A 19,150-nucleotide genomic window follows, 5' to 3' on the forward strand; every position below is an offset into this window, starting at 1 on the left:
CCTTACAGTAGTTAGTAGTTAGTAGTTAGTGATTAATTGTTGGTTGGAAAAACTATCAACCAATAAACAAAAATTCCCTATTCCCTATTCTCACTCAATACCCTATTCTCAACTACCAACTAGTAACTACGATTTAGCAAATGAATATAGCAGTGGTGGGGTTAAGCCATAAAACAGCCCCAGTAGAAGTTCGGGAAAAACTGAGTATTCCAGAACCACAAATTGAAAGTGCGATCGCTCAATTGGCTAGCTATCCCCATATTGACGAAGTTGCAATTCTTAGCACTTGTAACCGCCTGGAAATCTACATTGTTACCAGTGAAACAGACCAAGGTATTCGAGAAATAACTCAGTTTCTTGCGGAATACAGTAAATTGCCTGTGCTTTCTCTGCGACAACACTTATTTATGCTGCTACATGATGATGCAGTGATGCATGTCATGCGGGTAGCTGGTGGTTTAGATAGCCTCGTACTCGGAGAAGGTCAAATTCTGGCTCAGGTGAAGACTACTCACAAACTGGGGCAGCAATATAGCGGTATAAAAACCATTTTGAATCGATTATTTAAACAAGCGCTAACAGCTGGTAAGCGGGTTCGCACTGAAACTAGTATTGGTACTGGCGCTGTCTCTATTAGTTCGGCTGCTGTGGAGTTAGCACAGATAAAAGTGGCAAATCTAGCTGCTTGCCGAGTGGTGATTTTGGGTGCTGGTAAAATGTCGCGCTTGCTGGTGCAACACCTACTTTCTAAAGGTGCTGTGCAAATTAGTATTGTAAATCGTTCCCGCGATCGCGCCCAAGAATTAGCGAAGCAGTTCCCTCAACAACTGATCCAAATTCATCCCCTATCAGAAATGATGCCAGTGATTGCCGATAGTGATTTGGTGTTTACAAGTACTTCGGCAACAGAGCCAATACTTGATCGTGCCAAATTGGAAATGGTTTTAGAAGTTCAGCGATCTCTGATGTTATTTGATATTTCTGTGCCGCGTAATGTTCATGCGGATGTAAATGAATTGGAAAATGTGCAGGCGTTTAATGTGGATGATTTGAAGGCAGTAGTAGCGCAAAACTACGAAAGCCGTCGGAAGATTGCACAGGAAGCCGAGCGACTTTTAGAAGAAGAAGTGGAAGCTTTTGATATTTGGTGGCGCAGTCTGGAAACTGTAACCACAATTAGCTGTCTGCGAAATAAAGTCGAAACCATCCGCGAACAAGAATTAGAAAAAGCTTTGTCGAGATTGGGTTCGGAATTTGCAGAAAAACATCAAGAGGTGATTGAAGCATTAACACGGGGAATTGTCAATAAAATTTTACATGATCCGATGGTGCAATTGCGATCGCAGCAAGATGTGGAAGCTAGACGGCGCTGTATGCAAACTCTGCAAATGTTATTTAACCTCGATGCAGAGGAACAGTTTAGTTAAATTGAATAACAAAATCCCCGACTTCTTTGAGAAGTCGGGGATTTTCGCTTTTCAATTAGATATACTTCTAATTAGATAGATGTCTAATTAGAAGTTAGTTATGCAACCAGAGCAATTTAACATCTTACTGCGCTTTTTCAAGGCATTAGCGGATGATAGCCGATTGAAGATTGTAGGCATTTTGGCGAATCAGGAGTGCAGCGTCGAAGAATTGGCGGTGCTACTGCGGCTTAAAGAACCGACGGTATCCCATCATTTAGGCAAACTTAAGGAGCTAAATTTAGTGACAATGCGCCCTGATGGTAATAGCCGTCTATATCAATTGGATAGCGAGGCTTTGCAAAGTATCAGCAAGGAAATTTTTACACCTGAGAAAATAGCATCTTTGATAGAGGATGTGGATACTGAGGCTTGGGAAAGCAAAGTGTTGAAAAACTATTTTGAGGGCGAATCTCTCAAGGAAATCCCCGCTAGTCGCAAAAAGCGCTTAGTAATTCTCAAGTGGTTGGCAAGTAAATTTGAGATTGGGGTTCAGTATCCAGAACGCACAGTTAATGATATTCTCAAACGCTACCATCCTGATTGCGCTACCCTACGGCGAGAGTTGATTGGTTATCAGTTAATGCAGCGAGAGAATGGGGTTTATTCGCGTACAACATAAGATAGAGGAATGGAAGTAAAGTCAGAATATTAAGTTGCACATCGCGTTAATTCATAATTAAAATCTTTGGTAAGTCAACTTAGTTATCAGATCAATTTTTTTGTGGATTACTCTAAGGGTATTAAAGTATGAAAATAAACAACAAGTTTACATATAGATACTTTGTCCTATTTCCGTTATTGGTGGCGCAGGCTGGATTAGCTCAAAACCAACAACAATATCTGATATCGCAGCTAAAGGTTCCTGAGAACTTGAAAGTACCAACAGGACAGACGCTTGTGCAAAAAGTAAGTGCTAATGGGACGCAAATTTATCAGTGTAAGGCTAAGGCTGACAATCCCAACGAGTTCGAGTGGACTTTAAAAGCACCACGGGCTAATCTATTCGATGACAAAGGGCAGAAAATCGGCAAGCACTATGCTGGCCCTACTTGGGAAGCAAATGATGGCAGTAAGGTTGTCGGTCAAGTGAAATCGCATGCCAACTCACCAAACCAGAGTGCCATTCCTTGGTTGCTCCTTGAAGCAAAATCAAATGAGGGTAATGGTATATTCAGCAAAGTGAAATACATCCAACGGGTAAATACTGTCGGAGGTAAAGCGCCTACTACAGGATGTGACAAAACTCACACAAATTCTCAATTATCAGTTAATTACAGTTCTAACTACTACTTTTATGAGGCGGTGCCTTAACTTACAGCAGAATTCAGAATTCAGGGGTCAGAATTCAGAAGTAAAACAGCTTTTACACAAGGGTTTGAGACTTTGGTTGTGTACCTCACTTTCCTTGAAATGCGCTGTAATATTTATATGTTTTTGAGCAGCCTAAATCCTCAGAAGATATAGGCACCTCTAAGAGGGTGTTTTAAAAGTATTGGGCGAATATAATAGAGCCTCCGGCACGCTGACGCGTAGCTTGCTTCGACCTAGGAGTACGCTACTACACAAAACTTAGTCCACCTCCGTGGAAAACATGCAAATTCAAGGGATTGTTAATAAAATTTTACATGACTTGATGGTGCAATTGCGATCGCAGCAAGATGTTGAAGCCAGACGGCGCTGTATGCAAACTCTGCAAATGCTGTTCAAGTTAGACGCAGAGGAACAGTTTGGTTAAATTAAACTTTCAGCAGTTTCTTCCTCGGTAAAGATAGGATGCCACAATTCAGCAATGGGCAATTCCCAACCACGAAAAAGTTCTGGTAAGCTGTTCCACATTTAAATTACACCACAATAACCGCACAATCGTAGGTTGTATCTTTATGCAGTTAGAAACACAGAAATTCTATTACACACCTGAAGAGTATTTAGAAATTGAAGAAAAGGCAGAATATAAAAGCGAATACCGTGATGGAGAAATTGTACCGATGACGGGTGGCACTACAAATCATAATAAAATTGCAGGCAACTTTTATGCTTATTTGAAGTTTGGTTTGAGAGGCAAGAATTATGATGTTTATATTGGTGATGTGCGTTTGTGGATACCCCGTTATCGGCAGCATACATATCCCGATGTGATGGTGGTTGAGGGACAACCTATTTATACAGGAACCAGCACAACAACGGTTATGAACCCAATGTTAATTGCTGAAGTTTTATCTAAATCGACTAAGAATTATGACCAAGGCGATAAGTTTCTTTATTATCGCTCTATTCCAGAATTCAAGGAATATATTTTAATTGACCAATATCAATATCATGTGATGCAGTATGTAAAAACTGCGGAAAGTCAATGGTCATTTACTGAATTTGAACATGAATCTGCAACCTTATCACTGCAAACGGTTGATTTTCAAATTGAATTGCGCGACCTTTACGAGCAAGTCAATTTTGCAGAAAATAACGAAGATTGAAGAAGAATTCAGCTATTCTGAATTCAGGAGTCAGAATTAATCATCTAAATCAAGCTCAAAGAAAGATGCTGCGGGAGCATCCCAAATGTGTAAATTTATTTTTTTGTAGTGCGGGCTTCTAGCCCGCTTCCTGGACATTAGGGAGCAAGATGCTCCCACTACAAATTTTATTTTGGCAAAATTGGGATGCTCCCGATGCTGCCGCTTCAATATCATTCTGAATTTCTGCAAACTTTTGTGGCGTAATGCGTTTATAGCTAGCTGTAATACCCATAATATGTACTCCAATCTAATGACTTTAGGCATGGGGTCAATTTAAAATCTAAAATCTAAAATCCAAAATTGTTTGACAATTAAGCCACTTTTAAAGACTTACCTAATGTTTGTGGATCTGGTAAAGGCTGACCATCTTCTAAGTAAGATTCGATTAACATTTCTAAGACTTCCTGAGCATTTTTTAAAGCCTCCTCATAAGTGTCTCCATGAGTACAAGGCTGCATCACATCCGGGAAATCAGGTAATGAAACTACATAACATTCATCTTCATTTGACCATTGAATTAATATTGTATATTTCATGCTTCTGGTTCCTCCTTTTCCTCTACTTCTATCTTATTTAATTCTTCTAGTGCTTCATTAACTAACCTGCTTTTCTAAATATGGTTTAGCGTCACTACCATCTTTACCAGCAATGATAATAGCTTTAGATAATTTTGGATGTATCCATTTGCTATGACTTCCCTTTGCCGGTTTATAGGTAAACCCCGATCGCAGGAATAAACTTTTCAGTTCTCTAATTTTCTTGGGCATATACTAATTTGCCTTTTACCCAAGATTATTTAGGCATTTCATATAAGTTTATTTTCCCAAATACGCCTCTAAAACTTTGGGATTAGTTTGAATCTCTGCGGGTGTACCGTCAGCTAAATTCTGTCCTTCGGCAAGTACCCAAACCCGATCGCACAAGGACATAATCACATCCATATTGTGTTCAATAATCAGAAAGGTCATCCCATCTTGGCGATTCCAAGTGATAATGCGATCGCAAATATCATCAATTAATTTCGGATTCACCCCGGCTGCGGGTTCATCCAACAAAATTAACTTGGGATTAGTCATCAGCGCCCGTCCCATTTCTAGCAGCTTGCGTTGTCCACCAGACAAACCACCAGCATAATCGTGTGCTTTTTTTGCCAAACCCACTGATTCTAATAGCAACATTGCTCGCTCTTGGAGTTGCTTTTCTTCCTTAGCGACAACGTGCGGTTGCAACTGCACCTGCCAAAAACTTTCACCCGTTTGTTTTTGCGCCGCCAGCAGCATATTTTCTAACACCGACAACCGCGAGAGAGTCCGTGCAACTTGAAAAGTGCGGATTACTCCCTGTTGGGCGATTTGATAGGGTTGCAAGTTGTGAATCGGTTCGCCGTCAAAAATCACTCGTCCCTTATCTGGGCGGATGAAGTTTGAGAGTAAGTTAAATAAAGTAGTTTTACCAGCACCATTGGGGCCAATCAACCCCGTAATGCTGCCTTTAGGAACTTCGATTTTTGCATCATTAACTGCTTTGATACCACCAAAGCTTTTAGAAAGTCCAGTGGCTACCAAAAGGGGAAGTGGCGATGACTGGTTATTTACCAAGAGTGAGTTCCTCCTTTTTCCCTAGAATACCTTGAGGTCGCCAAATCATCAGTACCATCAAAATTAGTCCGATTACCATGATCCGAAATGCACCCAAACGTGCTTCATCAAGGGAAACGATTCTGGGTAAGACTTCCCGCGTCAGCGCATCGTAAGCAAAGAAAATCACCGCGCCTAAGATTGTGCCAACATTATTCCCAGAACCACCTAAAATCACCATGATCCAAGTGTCAAAGGTGATCTGCGGTTGGAAATTATCAGGGTAAATTGCACCCAGTTGCCAAGCCAAGAAAGCACCAGCGATCCCCGCGATCGCACCTCCTAACATGAGAGATTGTAATTTATACCAAAAGACATTTTTTCCCAGTGCCTTGGGAATTTCTTCATCTTCGCGGATCGCTTTGAGAATTCTACCCCAAGGCGATCGCACCAAAATTTCTAACCGCCAGTATACAAATGCTAAAACCAGCAGTAACACCAGCATTAGACCCGCTTTTGGGTTGTAATTATACAATCCGATCACCCCAGAAATATAAATCGCTGCTGCCAAAACTGCTAACACAATTCCCACACCTAAGCGCGACGCAAATTCTTGTTTGCTAGTTATCCTTTTGCCTAAATCAGTAGTACGAGATATTTGGCTGGTACGAATCCATCGCCATAACGTAAAGAAAGTTACAGCAGCGAGTAGCGTTAATAACCCAATCATCACAAATTTGACAAACAAATTCGGCTCTGTAGATAGGGGTATGCGATAACTTTGTACGCCAAAGGCCCCAGAAATCCAGGTATCACCTACAGGTAATTCCTGGTTATTTACCACTAAACGAATTAGTTCCCCTGTACCAATGGTGACAATTGCTAGATAATCTTCCCGCAAGCGTAGAGTTGCAAAACCAATTATCAAACCCAACAAAGCGGCGACAATTGCCCCAGCGATTGCCGATATCACTAGGGGGACGCCCTTTAAACTTAACAATATGGTTGTATATGCTCCCAGGGTCATGAAAGCAATATGACCAAAGTTAATTAACCCGGTAAAGCCCCATTGCAAATTGAGTCCAAGTCCGAATAGAGCGAAAAGTGCTGTAGAAATTGCTAAGAAAATGAGATATTCAACCATGTTAATTTAGTCATTAGTCATTAGTCATTAGTCAATCGCCAAGCTCAGAGGTTTAAGCGCCAAGCTCAGAGGTGCGATCGTTAAGCTCAGAGGTTTAAGCGCCAAGCTCAGAGGTTTAAGCGCCATGTTCTCGGAAACTTGCTAGCTCTCTTTTCTGGTACTAGAACAGCAATTCAGTAATCCTGGAAGAACCTCTCCCCCAACCCCTCTCCGAAGCGGAGAGGGGAGTCAAACTCCCCCTTCCCTACAAGGGAAGGGGGCTGGGGGGTTAGGTTTTTGATTACTGAATCGAAGCTCTAGGCAATAAATTTTAGCGTAACTTAAGCGTTGTTAATTTTTTGGGAATACTATTTATTGTTGGTGTTGGGTTGTAGGGAATAATTAACGTATGAATTTGCTGCGACTTAGAATGCATCACTTAATCGAGCAGTTAGGCGATGACGATTTGCAAGACATTTGGGACGTTCTCGAAGCTTTATATTATGACTTTTATATGCTCAAAGCCATAGAACAAGTCAAGCGATCGCAGCAACCGTGGGATATCTTAACCCATGAAGAAGCGGTAAGACTGTTGATGTTTTTCTGATTCAGCAGCGCTTTTAGTAAGTAAGTGGGTCAAATTAAATATAAAACCTCACCCTGCCTCCGGCTTCCCTCTCCGAACTCACGGAGAGGGATTGAGGGTGAGGTTTTGCCTCCGGCTTCCCTCTCCTTAGTAAGGAGAGGGATTGAGGGTGAGGTTTGATCTTATGTTTAATTACGCCTACCTACTTAGTGCTGTTAGCGGAGAGCTGTTGTTTAGCCCGTGCTGAGTAGTAGCCCATAATTAAAGCTAAGGGATTAGTTAGGAAGAAATTTGTTTATTATTTATTTAGAGCTAAAGCCAGAGGATTTTAGATCCATGTGCTGAATTGTAAGTCTTAGTACTACTTCTTGACTCAGCACTTTCAACTCACCACTCTTTTGGTGTCGTCCCTCAAGTTTTAGTTAGGTAACGCCTAGTGACTCTAGAAATACGCTATGCAAGGTCTTTTTTGCTAGACCTGAAGAATTTAGAACCTGCTGCATACGAGCGGGTGCATGATTTTGTCTTTGTTGAGTTAGCCCAAAAGTGGCAGCTGAGTGATTTAAAAGAACTACGACAGCTTAATAGTGAAGGCATTTTTCACCGCTTCACCCTCGATAATTATCTGATTGGTATAGAAATCAGGGGTGAAATTGTGAAATTTCTGCGTGTCATCCCTATGCCAGATGTTTAACCAGAGGAGTTAAGCGAATACTTAAAACTGTAAACAGTATAAGGCTAGGCAGGGATTGCTATAACCTTACATTAAACTGGTTTTTGAAAAACACTTTATTTGAGATTTCCCTATGGATGCTAGGGCACTTTGGCAACGATACCAAAACTGGTTATATTTCCACGAGGGATTAGGACTGTACTTAGATGTGAGTCGAATACGGTTCGATGATGCCTTGGTGGATTCGTTGCAGCCGAAGTTTGAGAAGGCGTTTGCGGATATGGCTCAACTAGAAAAGGGTGCGATCGCAAATCCCGATGAAAACCGCATGGTTGGACATTACTGGCTGCGAAATCCTGATTTAGCGCCAACTCCAGAACTCACACAAGAAATTGTCCAAACCCTAGAACAAATCGAAGCCTTTGCCGAAAAAGTCCAAACAGGTGCCATTCATCCTCCCAGAGCCAGCCGCTTCACGGATATTATCTCCATTGGCATTGGTGGTTCCGCCCTCGGCCCCCAATTCGTGGCTGAAGCCCTCGCTCCTGATTTCCCGCCCCTGAAACTTCACTTTATCGATAACAACGATCCGGCAGGAATCGATCGCGTTCTCAATCACGTCCGAAATAGCCTCAACAGCACTTTGGTATTGGTAATCTCCAAATCTGGGGGAACGCCAGAACCTCGCAACGGCATGATTGAAGTTAAAAAAGCCTACGCTGGACACAATTTAGAATTTGCCCAATATGCGGTAGCGATTACCAGCGTTGATAGCAACCTCGACAAGCTAGCCAAAGATGAAGGCTGGCTGGCCAGATTTCCGATGTATGACTGGGTAGGAGGACGCACCTCAGAAATGTCTGCTGTGGGGCTAGTACCAGCAGCATTGCAGGGCATTGATGTTCGCGCCATGCTAGATGGTGCAAAAGAAATGGATGACGCTACCCGCGTCCCAGATGTGAAAAATAACCCAGCGGCCTTACTCGCCTTATCTTGGTACTTTGCTACCAATGGAAAGGGCGAAAAAGATATGGTTGTCCTACCTTACAAGGACAGCTTATTTTTATTCAGTCGCTATTTGCAACAGCTAGTGATGGAATCCTTGGGCAAGGAAAAAGACTTAGACGGTAAAACTGTCCATCAAGGCATTGCCGTTTATGGCAATAAAGGCTCAACAGATCAACACGCTTACGTCCAGCAGTTACGGGATGGTGTAGCGAATTTCTTTGCTACCTTCATCGAAGTGTTGGAAGATCGTCAGGGGCCATCCACTGAAATAGATCCGGGAGTGACATCAGGCGATTATCTTTCCGGTTTTCTCCAAGGAACCCGACAAGCGCTTTATGAAAATCATCGTGATTCAATTACAGTCACGATTCCCCAAGTTAATCCCCGAACTGTCGGGGCATTAATTGCTTTGTATGAACGCGCTGTTGGTTTATACGCCAGTTTAGTCAACGTCAACGCCTACCATCAACCAGGGGTAGAAGCTGGCAAAAAAGCTGCCGCCACCATTCTGGATTTGCAAACACGAGTGGTAGCAGTGCTACAAAAAGAAAAAACTCCCCTTTCTCTTGACGAACTCGCTTCTAAGGCAGGCGCATCAGAGCAAGTTGAGGCAATTTACAAGATTTTGCGTCATATCCATGCCAATCAGCGAGGTGTGGTTTTGCAAGGTGATCTTCAGAAACCCGGTAGTTTGACGGTTTCTGCTAGCTGATAGCTCTAGTTTAAATATCACATTTTGTCCATAATTGTTGTATCAGCAACAATTTTTTATTGTGAAGCATTCTCGAACAGAATTCAGGAGTCAGTCGTCAGAATTCAGAATGAATTCTGAACGAAAAAGCGGACTTCGGCGTGAGCGCTCAGTCGAACGCTGAATAATCGGCGTTTTTGCACCCCCACCAAATTTTTAATTTGGTGGTCAACAAGAAAGTCGCGGGTCGGAATCCCCGACTGATGGTTACGTAGCTCTGCCGAAGTATTGATTCTGAATTCTGGATTCTGGATTCTTCTTCAATGTGAAGCATTCTAGATAGAAGATATATCTTCAGTCTAGGATGCTTCACTATATAATTCGTAATTACCAAAGAAGAATTTAGAATTCAGGAGCCAGAATCCAGAATATAATTCTGAATTATGCATTCTTCTTCAATTGACTTTAAATGTTGTTAGAATCAGGTTAAAACTGTCAATAAACTGGAATATAAATCATGAATATCCAAATTAAACCTGAACTAGAGCAAATTATCCAAGCGCAAATTGCTACAGGTAGATATGCGAATCCCGAAGAAGTGATTAGTAAAGCATTAAAGTTGCTATTAGAGTGGGAAAATGGTTATCAGCAGTGGGTTGAAGAAACACGTGAAAAAGTTGAGGTTGCTATCGAGCAACTGAATAGAGGGGAAGGTATTGATGGAGAAATTGTAGTTGAACAATTGCGAGAAAAACTGCGTCAAGCAAGAGAATTACAAGGATGAAGCAACATATTATCTCTCCAAAAGCCAGTCAGGATTTATCAGAAATTATTGATTACTTTGTCAGGATAAATATTGATGCTGGGGAGTATTTTGTTGAAAAGTTTGATCAAAAGTGTAAATATTTAGCTAATTTCCCCAATATGGGACGCAGCTACGGAAATATTAAACCTGATTTGCGTGGTGTTCCTTTGGATAATTACATTATTCTTTATCGAGTTATAAATAGTGGAATTGAAATTGTCCGTGTAGTTAGTGGTTATCAAAACTTGGAATCTTTATTTGCAGAATCAGATGAGTAAGTTGGTGTCTTATCATTGATGTATAAAACACACACTGTCTAAGAGGATGTTTGAAAAGTCCTCATCTTGGTAGCAAATACTTTGAGATCCCCCTAAATCCCCCTTAAAAAGGGGGACTTTAAGAAGTTTTCCCCCCTTTTTAAGGGGGGCTAGGGGGGATCTAGAAGTGCCTAAAATCACAGCCAACCACTTTTCAAACAACCTCTAATACAAATAATCGGAGTTTAAAAAGTGTATGTTAACAGAAATACAACAACAATCTCAGACTTTATACGACCAAGATTATTACCTTTGGCTTAAGACAACCATTAACCAACTTCGCGCTAGGCAATTTTTATCTGTAGATTTAGACAATTTGTTAGAAGAATTAGAAACTATGGGTAGAAGGGAGAAGCGAAGGATGAAAAGTCTGTTGATTAGACTTTTTGAACATCTGCTTAAGCTCACATACTGGGATAAAGAACGGGAGCGAAATGAAGGACATTGGAAAGGGGAAATCAGGACATTCCGTAGAGAGATTAAGGATCAACTCAAAGAAAGTCCTAGTCTTAAGCCTTACATCTTAGAAATATTTGATGAATGTTATCAAGATGCAAGAGCAGAAGCAAGCGATCGCTCAAAACTTCCCATCGATACATTCCCTGTTGTACTTCTTGGTTCTTTAGAACAAATTTTAGATGAAAACTGGTTTCCTGAATCTAACCACAATCATCACGGTAAAGCCGATTAAAATAGATACTTAACTTGGGCTTCCATAGGAGTTATCCAGCAGTGCAGCCGGATTTAATAGGCTTGGAAATTAGCAAGGGGGAACTGAGACGTTTGACTGGGTTCGATCCAGAAGACGTTTTTCGACCCTCGGTTATGCGAGATAGTAAGAAGCGATTAGGGTTTTTTATCAATGAAATGCTGGTGACGCTGGCGCTAACCCCAATAATTGTTGGCTCTGTTTATGCGTTTATTATTCTGCCAACTATTGGTTCTTCAATTAAATTCGGAATTCTTTTACTAATTTTAGTGCCAATCCCGATATTGGTTGGGCGATCGCTCTGGCGACAATTGACCTGTCCCGAAGGACTGACAATACTTTTAGATGAAGTTGATAAATATCATGACCTGATCCACGCTATAGATATTAATGACCAATTGGCAGCATCAGGAAACGTAGAAAGCAGCATCCATGACCGAGAGCAAGTCACCGCCGCCCTGCAACTGATTAGAGAAGATTTAGTCCGCGCTCTGAAAACGGAACGAATTTTGCGAGATAATAAAAAATTGCTTGCGAATAATCAAGAGTTATTTGTGAATAATTTAGCCAGTCTGCAAGCTTTACAACTTAGTAGTCAAGCAGGCGAATATGCTCAACTGCTCAATCAATCATTGCAAATTGCGATCGATGTGCAAGCAGAAATCAGAAAATTACAGAAAGGCTAATTTGTAAAGCTTGGGCGAATAGAATTCGCAGCTACACAAACGTTCGCCCTTGGCGTTCCCGAAGGGTAGGCCGCCTGCGCGGACTAAGAGAAAATTAAGATTTCTTAACCCACCTCCGTGGGTTTTGCCTGTGTAGACGCGGTTTCTAACCGCCCTTTTAACCAAAGTTTGGGGGTTTAATTCCCCTGCCTCTACAGGCAGCAGGTTTTGTGTCGGGGTTAAATCCCCGTTACAAAACGTAATTGCGAATTGCGAATTGCGAATTGGTTTAACTTTCCCAGAAAACGATCGCCCTCCCGCATCCCGTGAGGTCTTTATGAGCAAAAAACCCAAAATAATTGTTCTGGATGATGATCCTACGGGTTCTCAAACAGTCCACAGCTGCTTGCTGCTAATGCACTGGGATGTGGACACTCTCCGCAGTGGGTTACAGGATGATTCGCCGATTTTCTTTATACTGACTAACACTAGATCCTTAACGCCAGAATCAGCCGCATCTGTAACCAGAGAAGTTTGCCAAAACCTGAAAATCGCCTTGAATGCTGAAGGGATTGACGATTTTTTGATTGTCAGCCGTTCTGATTCTACTTTGCGGGGACATTATCCCATTGAAACTGATGCGATCGCTCAAGAACTCGGCCCCTTTGATGCTCATTTTCTCGTACCAGCATTTTTTGAGGGTGGACGCATCACCCGCGACAGCGTGCATTACTTAATTATTGGCGGTGTACCCACCCCAGTCCATGAAACCGAATTTGCCCGTGATTCAGTCTTCAGCTACCATCACAGTTACTTACCCAAGTATGTCGAAGAAAAGACTCAAGAACGAATTAGTGCCGAAGCTGTAGAAAGATTTCTCCTGGCCGATATTCGCGCTGGTAGTTTGTCACGCTTGTTACAACTTAATGGTAATCAGTGCGCTGTCGTCGATGGTGAAACTCAATCTGATCTCAACCGCTTTGCAGTAGACATATTAGCAGCAGCAAGTCAAGGGAAACGCTTTCTATTTCGCAGTGCTGCCAGTATTTTAACCGCTTTAGCCGCTTTACCACCCCAACCCATTGCCCCTGAAAACATGGCGCAGTACGTGCGGCAAGGCAAACCAGGTGCAGTGATTGTTGGTTCCCATGTGAAAAAGACTACTCAGCAATTAGAAGCGCTGTTGCAAGTAGAAGGAATAGTGGGAATCGAAGTAAATGTAGCGCGATTACTTGATGATGATCCAAATCAATCTGCTACACTGCTAACTGAAATTCAAGAAAGTACACGGGCGGTACACGCGGCTGGCAAAACACCAGTAGTTTATACTAGCCGTCAGGAACTGAGTTTTAAAGATGTTAAGACACGATTGGATTTTGGGGCAAAAGTTTCAAGTTTATTAATGGATATTGTGCGCGGTTTACCATCTGATATAGGATTCTTAATCAGCAAGGGTGGTATTACCTCTAATGATGTTTTGAGTACTGGACTCGCTTTAACTTCAGCCCGCTTACTCGGTCAAATTTTAGCTGGTTGTTCAATGGTGTTAACGCCATCCGATCATCCCCAGTTTCCTAATTTGCCTGTGGTGCTGTTTCCTGGTAATGTCGGTGATGCTGATGCCTTGGGGACAATTTATCAAAGATTGACTAGCGATTTTAGATTCGAGATTTTAGATTAAAGAATCTTTTGGTTGATGTCGGGCTAATGTTCCGCTAGTCCAACACCCCTTGTAGGTGAGACAAATCCAAAATCCAAAATCCAAGTTGCGCTGTCAGCGCACCAAAGGTGCGACCCAAAATTTAAAATCTGTTGTCTTTTGGCTAGTACTGCATGACTTCTGATTCTGCGATTCCCAATCTCAAGTCAAATTCTGCACTTCCGAATGCAGAACCAAATTCTATCCTTTCTGAGGTAGAGGTAAATCCGACTGTTTCTGATCTAGAGTCAGATTCTATCCTCCCAGATGCTGAGTTAAAATCTGTCCTCCTTTATTTAAAATCAAATACTGTCCTTGCCGATGTAGAGTCAAATCCTGCTAACCCAGATGTAGATTCAAATCCTGATGCGACACCAGATTTTATCCTGACTGATTTAAATCCCGATGAGTCAGCATTACCAGCGCATCGCCTCAATGATAATACTCAAGTCCAGTTAAAGAGTAAGGAGGGACGACTGTTATTAATTTTGCCTCCAGAATCTCAAGTATCTGCCTCAGAACTCAGTTGGTCTGATATTTGGCAACAAATAAAACAGCGTCTGAATGCCGGCGATCGCTTCCGTATATCGAATACGCCAGTGCATCTAATGGCACAAGACCGCCTAGTAGATGCCAGACAACTGCAAGAACTTGGCGAAGCTTTGAGTGAAGTAGAACTCCGGCTTATATCTGTCTCAACAAGTCGTCGGCAAACTGCGATCGCGGCGGTGACATCTGGGTATTCTGTAGAACAACTACAGCCCGTAAGTTCTCTGATATCAGAGCCAACAGCTACAGCCATACCCCAGGCAGATGCCCTCTATCTGGAAATGACAGTTCGTTCTGGAGTAGAAATTCGTCATCCTGGGACAGTAATTCTCTTGGGAGATTTAAATCCAGGTGGTATTGTAATTGCAGATGGAGATATTATCATCTGGGGTCGTCTACGTGGAATCGCTCATGCTGGAGCTGGAGGTAATAGTGAGTGTCTAATTATGGCCTTGCAAATGGAGCCAACCCAATTGCGGATCGCAGATGCTGTAGCTAGGGCACCAGAAAAATTACCGATGCAATTTTCTCCAGAAGTGGCACATATTACGCCCCAAGGGATTCGCATCGCTAGGGCTAGTGATTTTTCCAGAAACCAATTTACTAAGAACAATTAGCAGCCCTGAATATTTACTTAAAGGATGAAGAATACGAAGGATGAAATATAGCGGTTTTCATGTAGATGGAATACACTACTCTAATCCATAACTCCTTTCCCCTAGAGAAGTGTATTGCACACAACCGAGCGTAGATGGAAAGCGGTGAGGGGGTCGCAGTCTTGGCGCTTGGCGTCGATTGCGTTAGCGACGTTAAGAGCGTCACCCCCGAACCCGTTGGCGCAGCCTCTCCAAGAGTTGGGCTTGTCGTCAGACATCGCGATCAAAAAAATATTCATACCTCACCCGAATCAGGGAGATCAGATATTTCTTCATACTTGCTACGATACTTCATACTTTATACTGCAATTTACTGTTTTATATTTCCTGAACCCTCATTGACCGCATTTCTATCATGACTCGCATTATTGTGATTACCTCCGGTAAAGGAGGAGTGGGTAAAACCACAGTTTCAGCAAATCTGGGCATGGCTTTAGCCAAAATGGGGCGTCAAGTTGCCTTGGTTGATGCGGATTTTGGTCTGAGAAATTTGGATTTGCTGCTAGGGCTAGAAAACCGCATCGTCTATACTGCGGTGGAAGTCTTGGCCAGAGAGTGCCGCTTAGAACAAGCCTTAGTGAAAGATAAGCGCCAACCCAATCTCGTACTCTTGCCAGCAGCCCAAAATCGCTCCAAAGATGCAGTCACACCTGAACAGATGAAGCTATTGGTGAATGCATTAGCCCAAAAGTATCAATATGTAATTATTGATAGCCCCGCCGGTATTGAAAATGGGTTTAAAAATGCGATCGGCCCGGCAAAAGAAGCGCTAATTGTCAGCACGCCAGAAATTTCCTCAGTTCGTGATGCTGACCGAGTAGTGGGGTTACTAGAAGCACAAGGTATCAAGCGTGTTCATTTAATAATTAACCGCATTAGACCCGCAATGGTGAAAGCAAATGATATGATGTCAGTGCAAGATGTTCAGGAACTTCTCGCCATTCCCCTGATCGGGGTAATCCCTGACGACGAGCGTGTTATTGTATCTACCAATCGCGGCGAACCCTTGGTGTTAGCGGAAAATCCCTCTTTAGCTGCCGTAGCCTTTGAGAACATTGCTCGTAGATTAGAAGGGGAAAGTGTCGAATTTCTGGAGATCGACTCGTCCCAAGACAGCATCTTCGCCCGTCTACGAAGGTTGTTGTGGACAAAGATTGTTTAACTTACTTTTCCAGTCTCCGCCCCAGACCTATTCGTAATGATTGAACTTCTAGAAAAACTTTTTTCTCGCGGTGCTGATAGCAGTCGAACTCAAGTGAAACGTCGCCTGCAATTGGTGATTGCTCACGATCGCGCTGATTTAGATCCTCAAACGTTGGAAAAAATGCGGAAAGAAATCCTAGATGTAGTCTGTCGCTATGTCGAAATTGAGACAGAGGGCTTGGAGTTTTCTTTAGAAAGCAACCAACGAACCACAGCTTTAATTGCTAATTTGCCCATCCGCCGGGTGAAAGGTGTCATACCTGAGTGGGAAAGGGGTGATAAATAAGTCTTTATTAGTTTTAATCTTAGAGGATATTTTAAAAGCTGATGCTGGTCAAAAACTATACAAGTCGTTACCGTTACGGCTTGTTATGAAGCATAGTTAATAATGATAACGAGCTTGTAAAAAATTTATTTCATCATCTTTTAGAAGATATACAATTCTATGTTCTTGTGTTAATCGACGAGACCAAGTATTAGGATCTAAATATTTTAAAGGTTCCGGCTTACCTTTCCCCTTAAAAGGATCTTGGCAAGTCTCTTTGACCAGATCCAAAACTTGAAGGGTAACTCGTTGATCATTTTCCACCCAAAATTTTAAGTCTTCTAAAAATTCAGGTTGAAATACTGTTTTTCTTTGATTTGGAGTTGCTGGAATTTCTTGTTTTGATTGGTTTTTGAGGTTCTTCTTTTTGGTCAAATCCTAACTCCTTACTAAGATCATCCAAGCTTTGAGATTTCACAACTCCTGATTTAGCTCGATTTAAAGCTGTTAGCAAACGTTCAGCGTTACGGGGAGAACGTAAAAGATGAGCAGTTTCTAGAATACTAGAAAGTTCATCAACAGCTATTAAAGCTACATTTTCAGCATTACGACGTGTGATGATTACAAAATCGCGTTCTGAAGTAACTTTCTGGCACAGTTCAGCCAGCTTTTCTCGTGCTTGTGTGTAAGTATAACTATCAGAAACCATAAGTATCAAAAGTTCCGTTTTTACTTGTAAATTGAATTAACTACATTCTCGCTTAACCTGTACACAAAGTCTGTACAGGTTGATGCTTTTATCGTAACATAACAGAAATTAGTCTAGAAGCAGCATTTAGAGATTGTCTCGTTCCCAGTCTCCGACTCTTAATGCATTCCGAGAGGGCTGCCGCCTCAAGACTTGCGGCAGAGCCGCAATGATCTGCATTTCCAGCCTCTGGCTGGAAACGAGGTTTTAAAGGGATTTTGGCTTAAGTTGATACTAGTGGTAGGATACCCACCCCACAAGAATCATCCCTATTTTATGCTACGCCAAAAAAATCTCCCGTTGTCAGCAGTGACGACAACGGGAGTATGTAAGATTTTTAATAACCTATCGGTAGGCTACTTGTGGCCCTGCCCAAATTTCTGTAGCCTTTTTACCAAAGGTAATCGGCTGATCATCGTTTGTTGTCGTTACAGTCTTGCCATCATTAGCAACTTGCATTAGTGGCCAATTTTCCTCGCCTAATTCACCCGCACGAAATAGCACATGATCCGGTTGGATTTTACTCCAACCTAACAATACGGCAATTTGTTCATGTTCTTGCTCATGAGCAGGAGCAACTGTGTTAGCCTGATTTTTTTGCCGATCCCAAATCACTGCACTATCTGTGGAATCACCTGTGTTAAATATACCTTCAAACTTGCGTGCTAAGAAGCGATCGCCTTTTTCCGACCAGCTAACTGGAACTAATACCCCAATCTGACCGTTCTTATCGGTTTCTTCTGACGACGCCGCCTTTACAGCCTTTACCTTTAATAAAGGATCGCTAACAGCAGCAGTTGAAGCCATCACCCACAACCTTTTGGTTTGCATATCTTGGACAAACATAACGCTGGTGACACGGCTATTGTACATTTGCGGTTTTACTTCTAGTTGCACCCGGCTATAAACAGCATATTTACCATCTGGAGAAACCACGGGTATGCTGCGGTAGTGACGCACTCCCGAACCACCCTTAGAACCAATAGCTTCTTGAGTCGCTGTGATCCATTTCCAAGGAATAGGATGAGGACTGCCTATGGGATCTATTTGTTCTGCTTGGGGTTGATCATCTGGTTCAGCAGCAGGTATTTCCGTCGTTGTGCTTGGTTGTGATTCTCTAAGAGTTGGTGCTACTTGAGTTGCTGTCAATGATTCATTAAAAGACTTTTCTCTCGAAAGAGAGTTTTCTTGGACTTTCAAAGAGTTGATATTAGCAGCTTTGAGTTTTCGGATTAAATTAAGTTGACTAACAGGAACATCTGTTAATGGTGCAAGTTCAACTGCTGCCAAAGGATCAGAAACAGTTAAATCGCTCTTTGATACAGAACTATCTGCTTGACCCAAAGACTCAATTTTATCCCGTGGTAATACTTGCGGTTTCTGGACACCAGTATTTTGTATTGGCACAGAGTCAAATTCTTTTGTAAACAAGTTGATTTGATCTGTTTTGAATATTTCAGCTATCTCAGGTTGCCCAACTACAGCTATTTCCTTTGATACAGAGTCAGACTCTCCAGTTATAGAAGTTACCTTAGCTACTTCGGATCTGACTGGGATTGAGTGACCCGATGCTCCTAACAAGGGTGCGATAAGTATCACAACGACAACATAATTGAAAAATGGTTGCGTGCGGAACCATCCTGACAGCAAAAGGGGTTTAAGCATTTGTAGACTCTCTAGAAGGGGCGATCGCTATGTGTGAAGCAATACCTATGCAGCAATGGGGCAGCCAGTAATTATATGTATAACAAAAAATTAAAAGCAATGACTAGATATTTTCTTCAAAGTTTGCAGAGCTTTACAAAAATTAAGTATCATTGTCTACAGCTTTTATTATTTAAGTACTGAATGTTTTGTTGCAAAAATATGCTAGCCTACTATACTAAATATGCTG

General features: G+C 42.1%; 23 protein-coding genes and 1 pseudogene. 16 read left to right on the forward strand and 8 right to left on the reverse strand.

The genetic code is table 11. The annotated features are described in order from the left end of the window. Positions 1–140 precede the first annotated feature (140 nt). From V7K27_RS08535 to V7K27_RS08555, 5 genes and pseudogenes are all read left to right on the forward strand, one after another. A complete protein-coding gene (locus V7K27_RS08535; protein WP_334946168.1) occupies positions 141–1,427 on the forward strand; it encodes a glutamyl-tRNA reductase in 1,287 nt (428 codons plus the stop codon). A 100-nt stretch (positions 1,428–1,527) separates the two neighbouring features. Continuing rightward, the gene (locus V7K27_RS08540) at positions 1,528–2,088 is read left to right on the forward strand and encodes a DUF2087 domain-containing protein (protein ID WP_334946170.1); all 561 of its coding nucleotides are present in this window, start codon (positions 1,528–1,530) and stop codon (positions 2,086–2,088) included. Positions 2,089–2,216: 128 nt separating this feature from the next. Further along, positions 2,217–2,780: a DUF3455 domain-containing protein gene (locus V7K27_RS08545; protein ID WP_334946172.1), complete on the forward strand. Its 564-nt coding sequence runs from the start codon at positions 2,217–2,219 to the stop codon at positions 2,778–2,780. 289 nt (positions 2,781–3,069) lie between these two features. Next, a pseudogene (locus V7K27_RS08550) lies at positions 3,070–3,204 on the forward strand (glutamyl-tRNA reductase); the annotation flags it as partial. 145 nt (positions 3,205–3,349) lie between these two features. Next, the gene (locus V7K27_RS08555; protein ID WP_334946174.1) at positions 3,350–3,940 is read left to right on the forward strand and encodes a Uma2 family endonuclease; all 591 of its coding nucleotides are present in this window, start codon (positions 3,350–3,352) and stop codon (positions 3,938–3,940) included. A gap of 118 nt (positions 3,941–4,058) precedes the next feature. Here the strand turns inward: V7K27_RS08555 and V7K27_RS08560 are convergent, their stop codons facing one another. The 5 genes from V7K27_RS08560 to V7K27_RS08580 all read right to left on the reverse strand — a co-directional run bounded on the left by V7K27_RS08560 (position 4,059) and on the right by V7K27_RS08580 (position 6,703). Beyond that, positions 4,059–4,214, reverse strand: coding sequence for a hypothetical protein (locus V7K27_RS08560; protein WP_334946176.1), 156 nt, complete (start codon positions 4,212–4,214; stop codon positions 4,059–4,061). 79 nt (positions 4,215–4,293) lie between these two features. Beyond that, positions 4,294–4,518 carry a type II toxin-antitoxin system HicB family antitoxin gene (locus tag V7K27_RS08565; protein ID WP_334863250.1) on the reverse strand — a complete coding sequence of 75 codons (225 nt, stop codon included), beginning with the start codon at positions 4,516–4,518 and terminating at the stop codon, positions 4,294–4,296. A gap of 57 nt (positions 4,519–4,575) precedes the next feature. Continuing rightward, positions 4,576–4,749, reverse strand: a complete 174-nt coding sequence (locus V7K27_RS08570) for a type II toxin-antitoxin system HicA family toxin (protein ID WP_334946178.1) — start codon at positions 4,747–4,749, stop codon at positions 4,576–4,578. Positions 4,750–4,797: 48 nt separating this feature from the next. Further along, the gene (locus V7K27_RS08575) at positions 4,798–5,580 is read right to left on the reverse strand and encodes an ABC transporter ATP-binding protein (RefSeq protein WP_334946180.1); all 783 of its coding nucleotides are present in this window, start codon (positions 5,578–5,580) and stop codon (positions 4,798–4,800) included. After that, positions 5,570–6,703 carry a branched-chain amino acid ABC transporter permease gene (locus V7K27_RS08580; RefSeq protein ID WP_334946183.1) on the reverse strand — a complete coding sequence of 378 codons (1,134 nt, stop codon included), beginning with the start codon at positions 6,701–6,703 and terminating at the stop codon, positions 5,570–5,572. The genes V7K27_RS08575 and V7K27_RS08580 overlap by 11 nt, the downstream gene beginning before the upstream one ends. Before the next feature lie 388 nt (positions 6,704–7,091). Between V7K27_RS08580 and V7K27_RS08585 the strand changes: the two genes are divergently transcribed. The 11 genes from V7K27_RS08585 to minE all read left to right on the forward strand — a co-directional run bounded on the left by V7K27_RS08585 (position 7,092) and on the right by minE (position 16,529). Further along, entirely contained in the window at positions 7,092–7,289 is a 198-nt protein-coding gene (locus tag V7K27_RS08585; RefSeq protein ID WP_334946185.1) for a hypothetical protein, read from the forward strand. Between the two features lie 415 nt (positions 7,290–7,704). Further along, positions 7,705–7,962 (forward strand): cytotoxic translational repressor of toxin-antitoxin stability system, encoded by a 258-nt coding sequence (locus tag V7K27_RS08590; RefSeq protein ID WP_334946187.1) that lies wholly within the window; start codon positions 7,705–7,707, stop codon positions 7,960–7,962. A 112-nt stretch (positions 7,963–8,074) separates the two neighbouring features. After that, positions 8,075–9,661, forward strand: a complete 1,587-nt coding sequence (locus V7K27_RS08595) for a glucose-6-phosphate isomerase (protein WP_334946188.1) — start codon at positions 8,075–8,077, stop codon at positions 9,659–9,661. Between the two features lie 496 nt (positions 9,662–10,157). Continuing rightward, positions 10,158–10,424, forward strand: coding sequence for a ribbon-helix-helix domain-containing protein (locus V7K27_RS08600; protein ID WP_334946190.1), 267 nt, complete (start codon positions 10,158–10,160; stop codon positions 10,422–10,424). Beyond that, a complete protein-coding gene (locus V7K27_RS08605; RefSeq protein WP_334946192.1) occupies positions 10,421–10,723 on the forward strand; it encodes a type II toxin-antitoxin system RelE/ParE family toxin in 303 nt (100 codons plus the stop codon). Before V7K27_RS08600 ends, V7K27_RS08605 begins: the two co-directional genes overlap by 4 nt. A 235-nt stretch (positions 10,724–10,958) precedes the next feature. After that, positions 10,959–11,453 (forward strand): DUF29 domain-containing protein, encoded by a 495-nt coding sequence (locus V7K27_RS08610; protein ID WP_334946193.1) that lies wholly within the window; start codon positions 10,959–10,961, stop codon positions 11,451–11,453. A 41-nt stretch (positions 11,454–11,494) separates the two neighbouring features. Further along, positions 11,495–12,157 (forward strand): hypothetical protein, encoded by a 663-nt coding sequence (locus tag V7K27_RS08615; protein ID WP_334946196.1) that lies wholly within the window; start codon positions 11,495–11,497, stop codon positions 12,155–12,157. Between the two features lie 316 nt (positions 12,158–12,473). Beyond that, a complete protein-coding gene (locus V7K27_RS08620) occupies positions 12,474–13,817 on the forward strand; it encodes a four-carbon acid sugar kinase family protein (protein WP_334946197.1) in 1,344 nt (447 codons plus the stop codon). Positions 13,818–13,969: 152 nt separating this feature from the next. Beyond that, complete coding sequence (gene minC / locus V7K27_RS08625) at positions 13,970–15,001, forward strand: septum site-determining protein MinC (RefSeq protein ID WP_334946199.1); 1,032 nt, start codon at positions 13,970–13,972, stop codon at positions 14,999–15,001. Positions 15,002–15,395: 394 nt separating this feature from the next. Further along, the gene (gene minD, locus V7K27_RS08630; protein ID WP_334946201.1) at positions 15,396–16,202 is read left to right on the forward strand and encodes a septum site-determining protein MinD; all 807 of its coding nucleotides are present in this window, start codon (positions 15,396–15,398) and stop codon (positions 16,200–16,202) included. A 36-nt stretch (positions 16,203–16,238) separates the two neighbouring features. Continuing rightward, complete coding sequence (gene minE / locus V7K27_RS08635; protein ID WP_334946203.1) at positions 16,239–16,529, forward strand: cell division topological specificity factor MinE; 291 nt, start codon at positions 16,239–16,241, stop codon at positions 16,527–16,529. 96 nt (positions 16,530–16,625) lie between these two features. Here the strand turns inward: minE and V7K27_RS08640 are convergent, their stop codons facing one another. The 3 genes from V7K27_RS08640 to V7K27_RS08650 form a co-directional block, all read right to left on the reverse strand. Further along, complete coding sequence (locus V7K27_RS08640) at positions 16,626–16,832, reverse strand: Txe/YoeB family addiction module toxin (protein ID WP_334946205.1); 207 nt, start codon at positions 16,830–16,832, stop codon at positions 16,626–16,628. Positions 16,833–16,857: 25 nt separating this feature from the next. Further along, on the reverse strand, positions 16,858–17,217 hold the full coding sequence (locus V7K27_RS08645; RefSeq protein ID WP_334946207.1) for a type II toxin-antitoxin system Phd/YefM family antitoxin: 360 nt from the start codon (positions 17,215–17,217) through the stop codon (positions 16,858–16,860). A 384-nt stretch (positions 17,218–17,601) separates the two neighbouring features. Then, positions 17,602–18,921, reverse strand: coding sequence for a hypothetical protein (locus V7K27_RS08650; protein ID WP_334946209.1), 1,320 nt, complete (start codon positions 18,919–18,921; stop codon positions 17,602–17,604). Positions 18,922–19,150: the final 229 nt, after the last annotated feature.

It is taken from the genome of Nostoc sp., from assembly GCF_036919575.1.
GTDB lineage: Bacteria > Cyanobacteriota > Cyanobacteriia > Cyanobacteriales > Nostocaceae > Nostoc.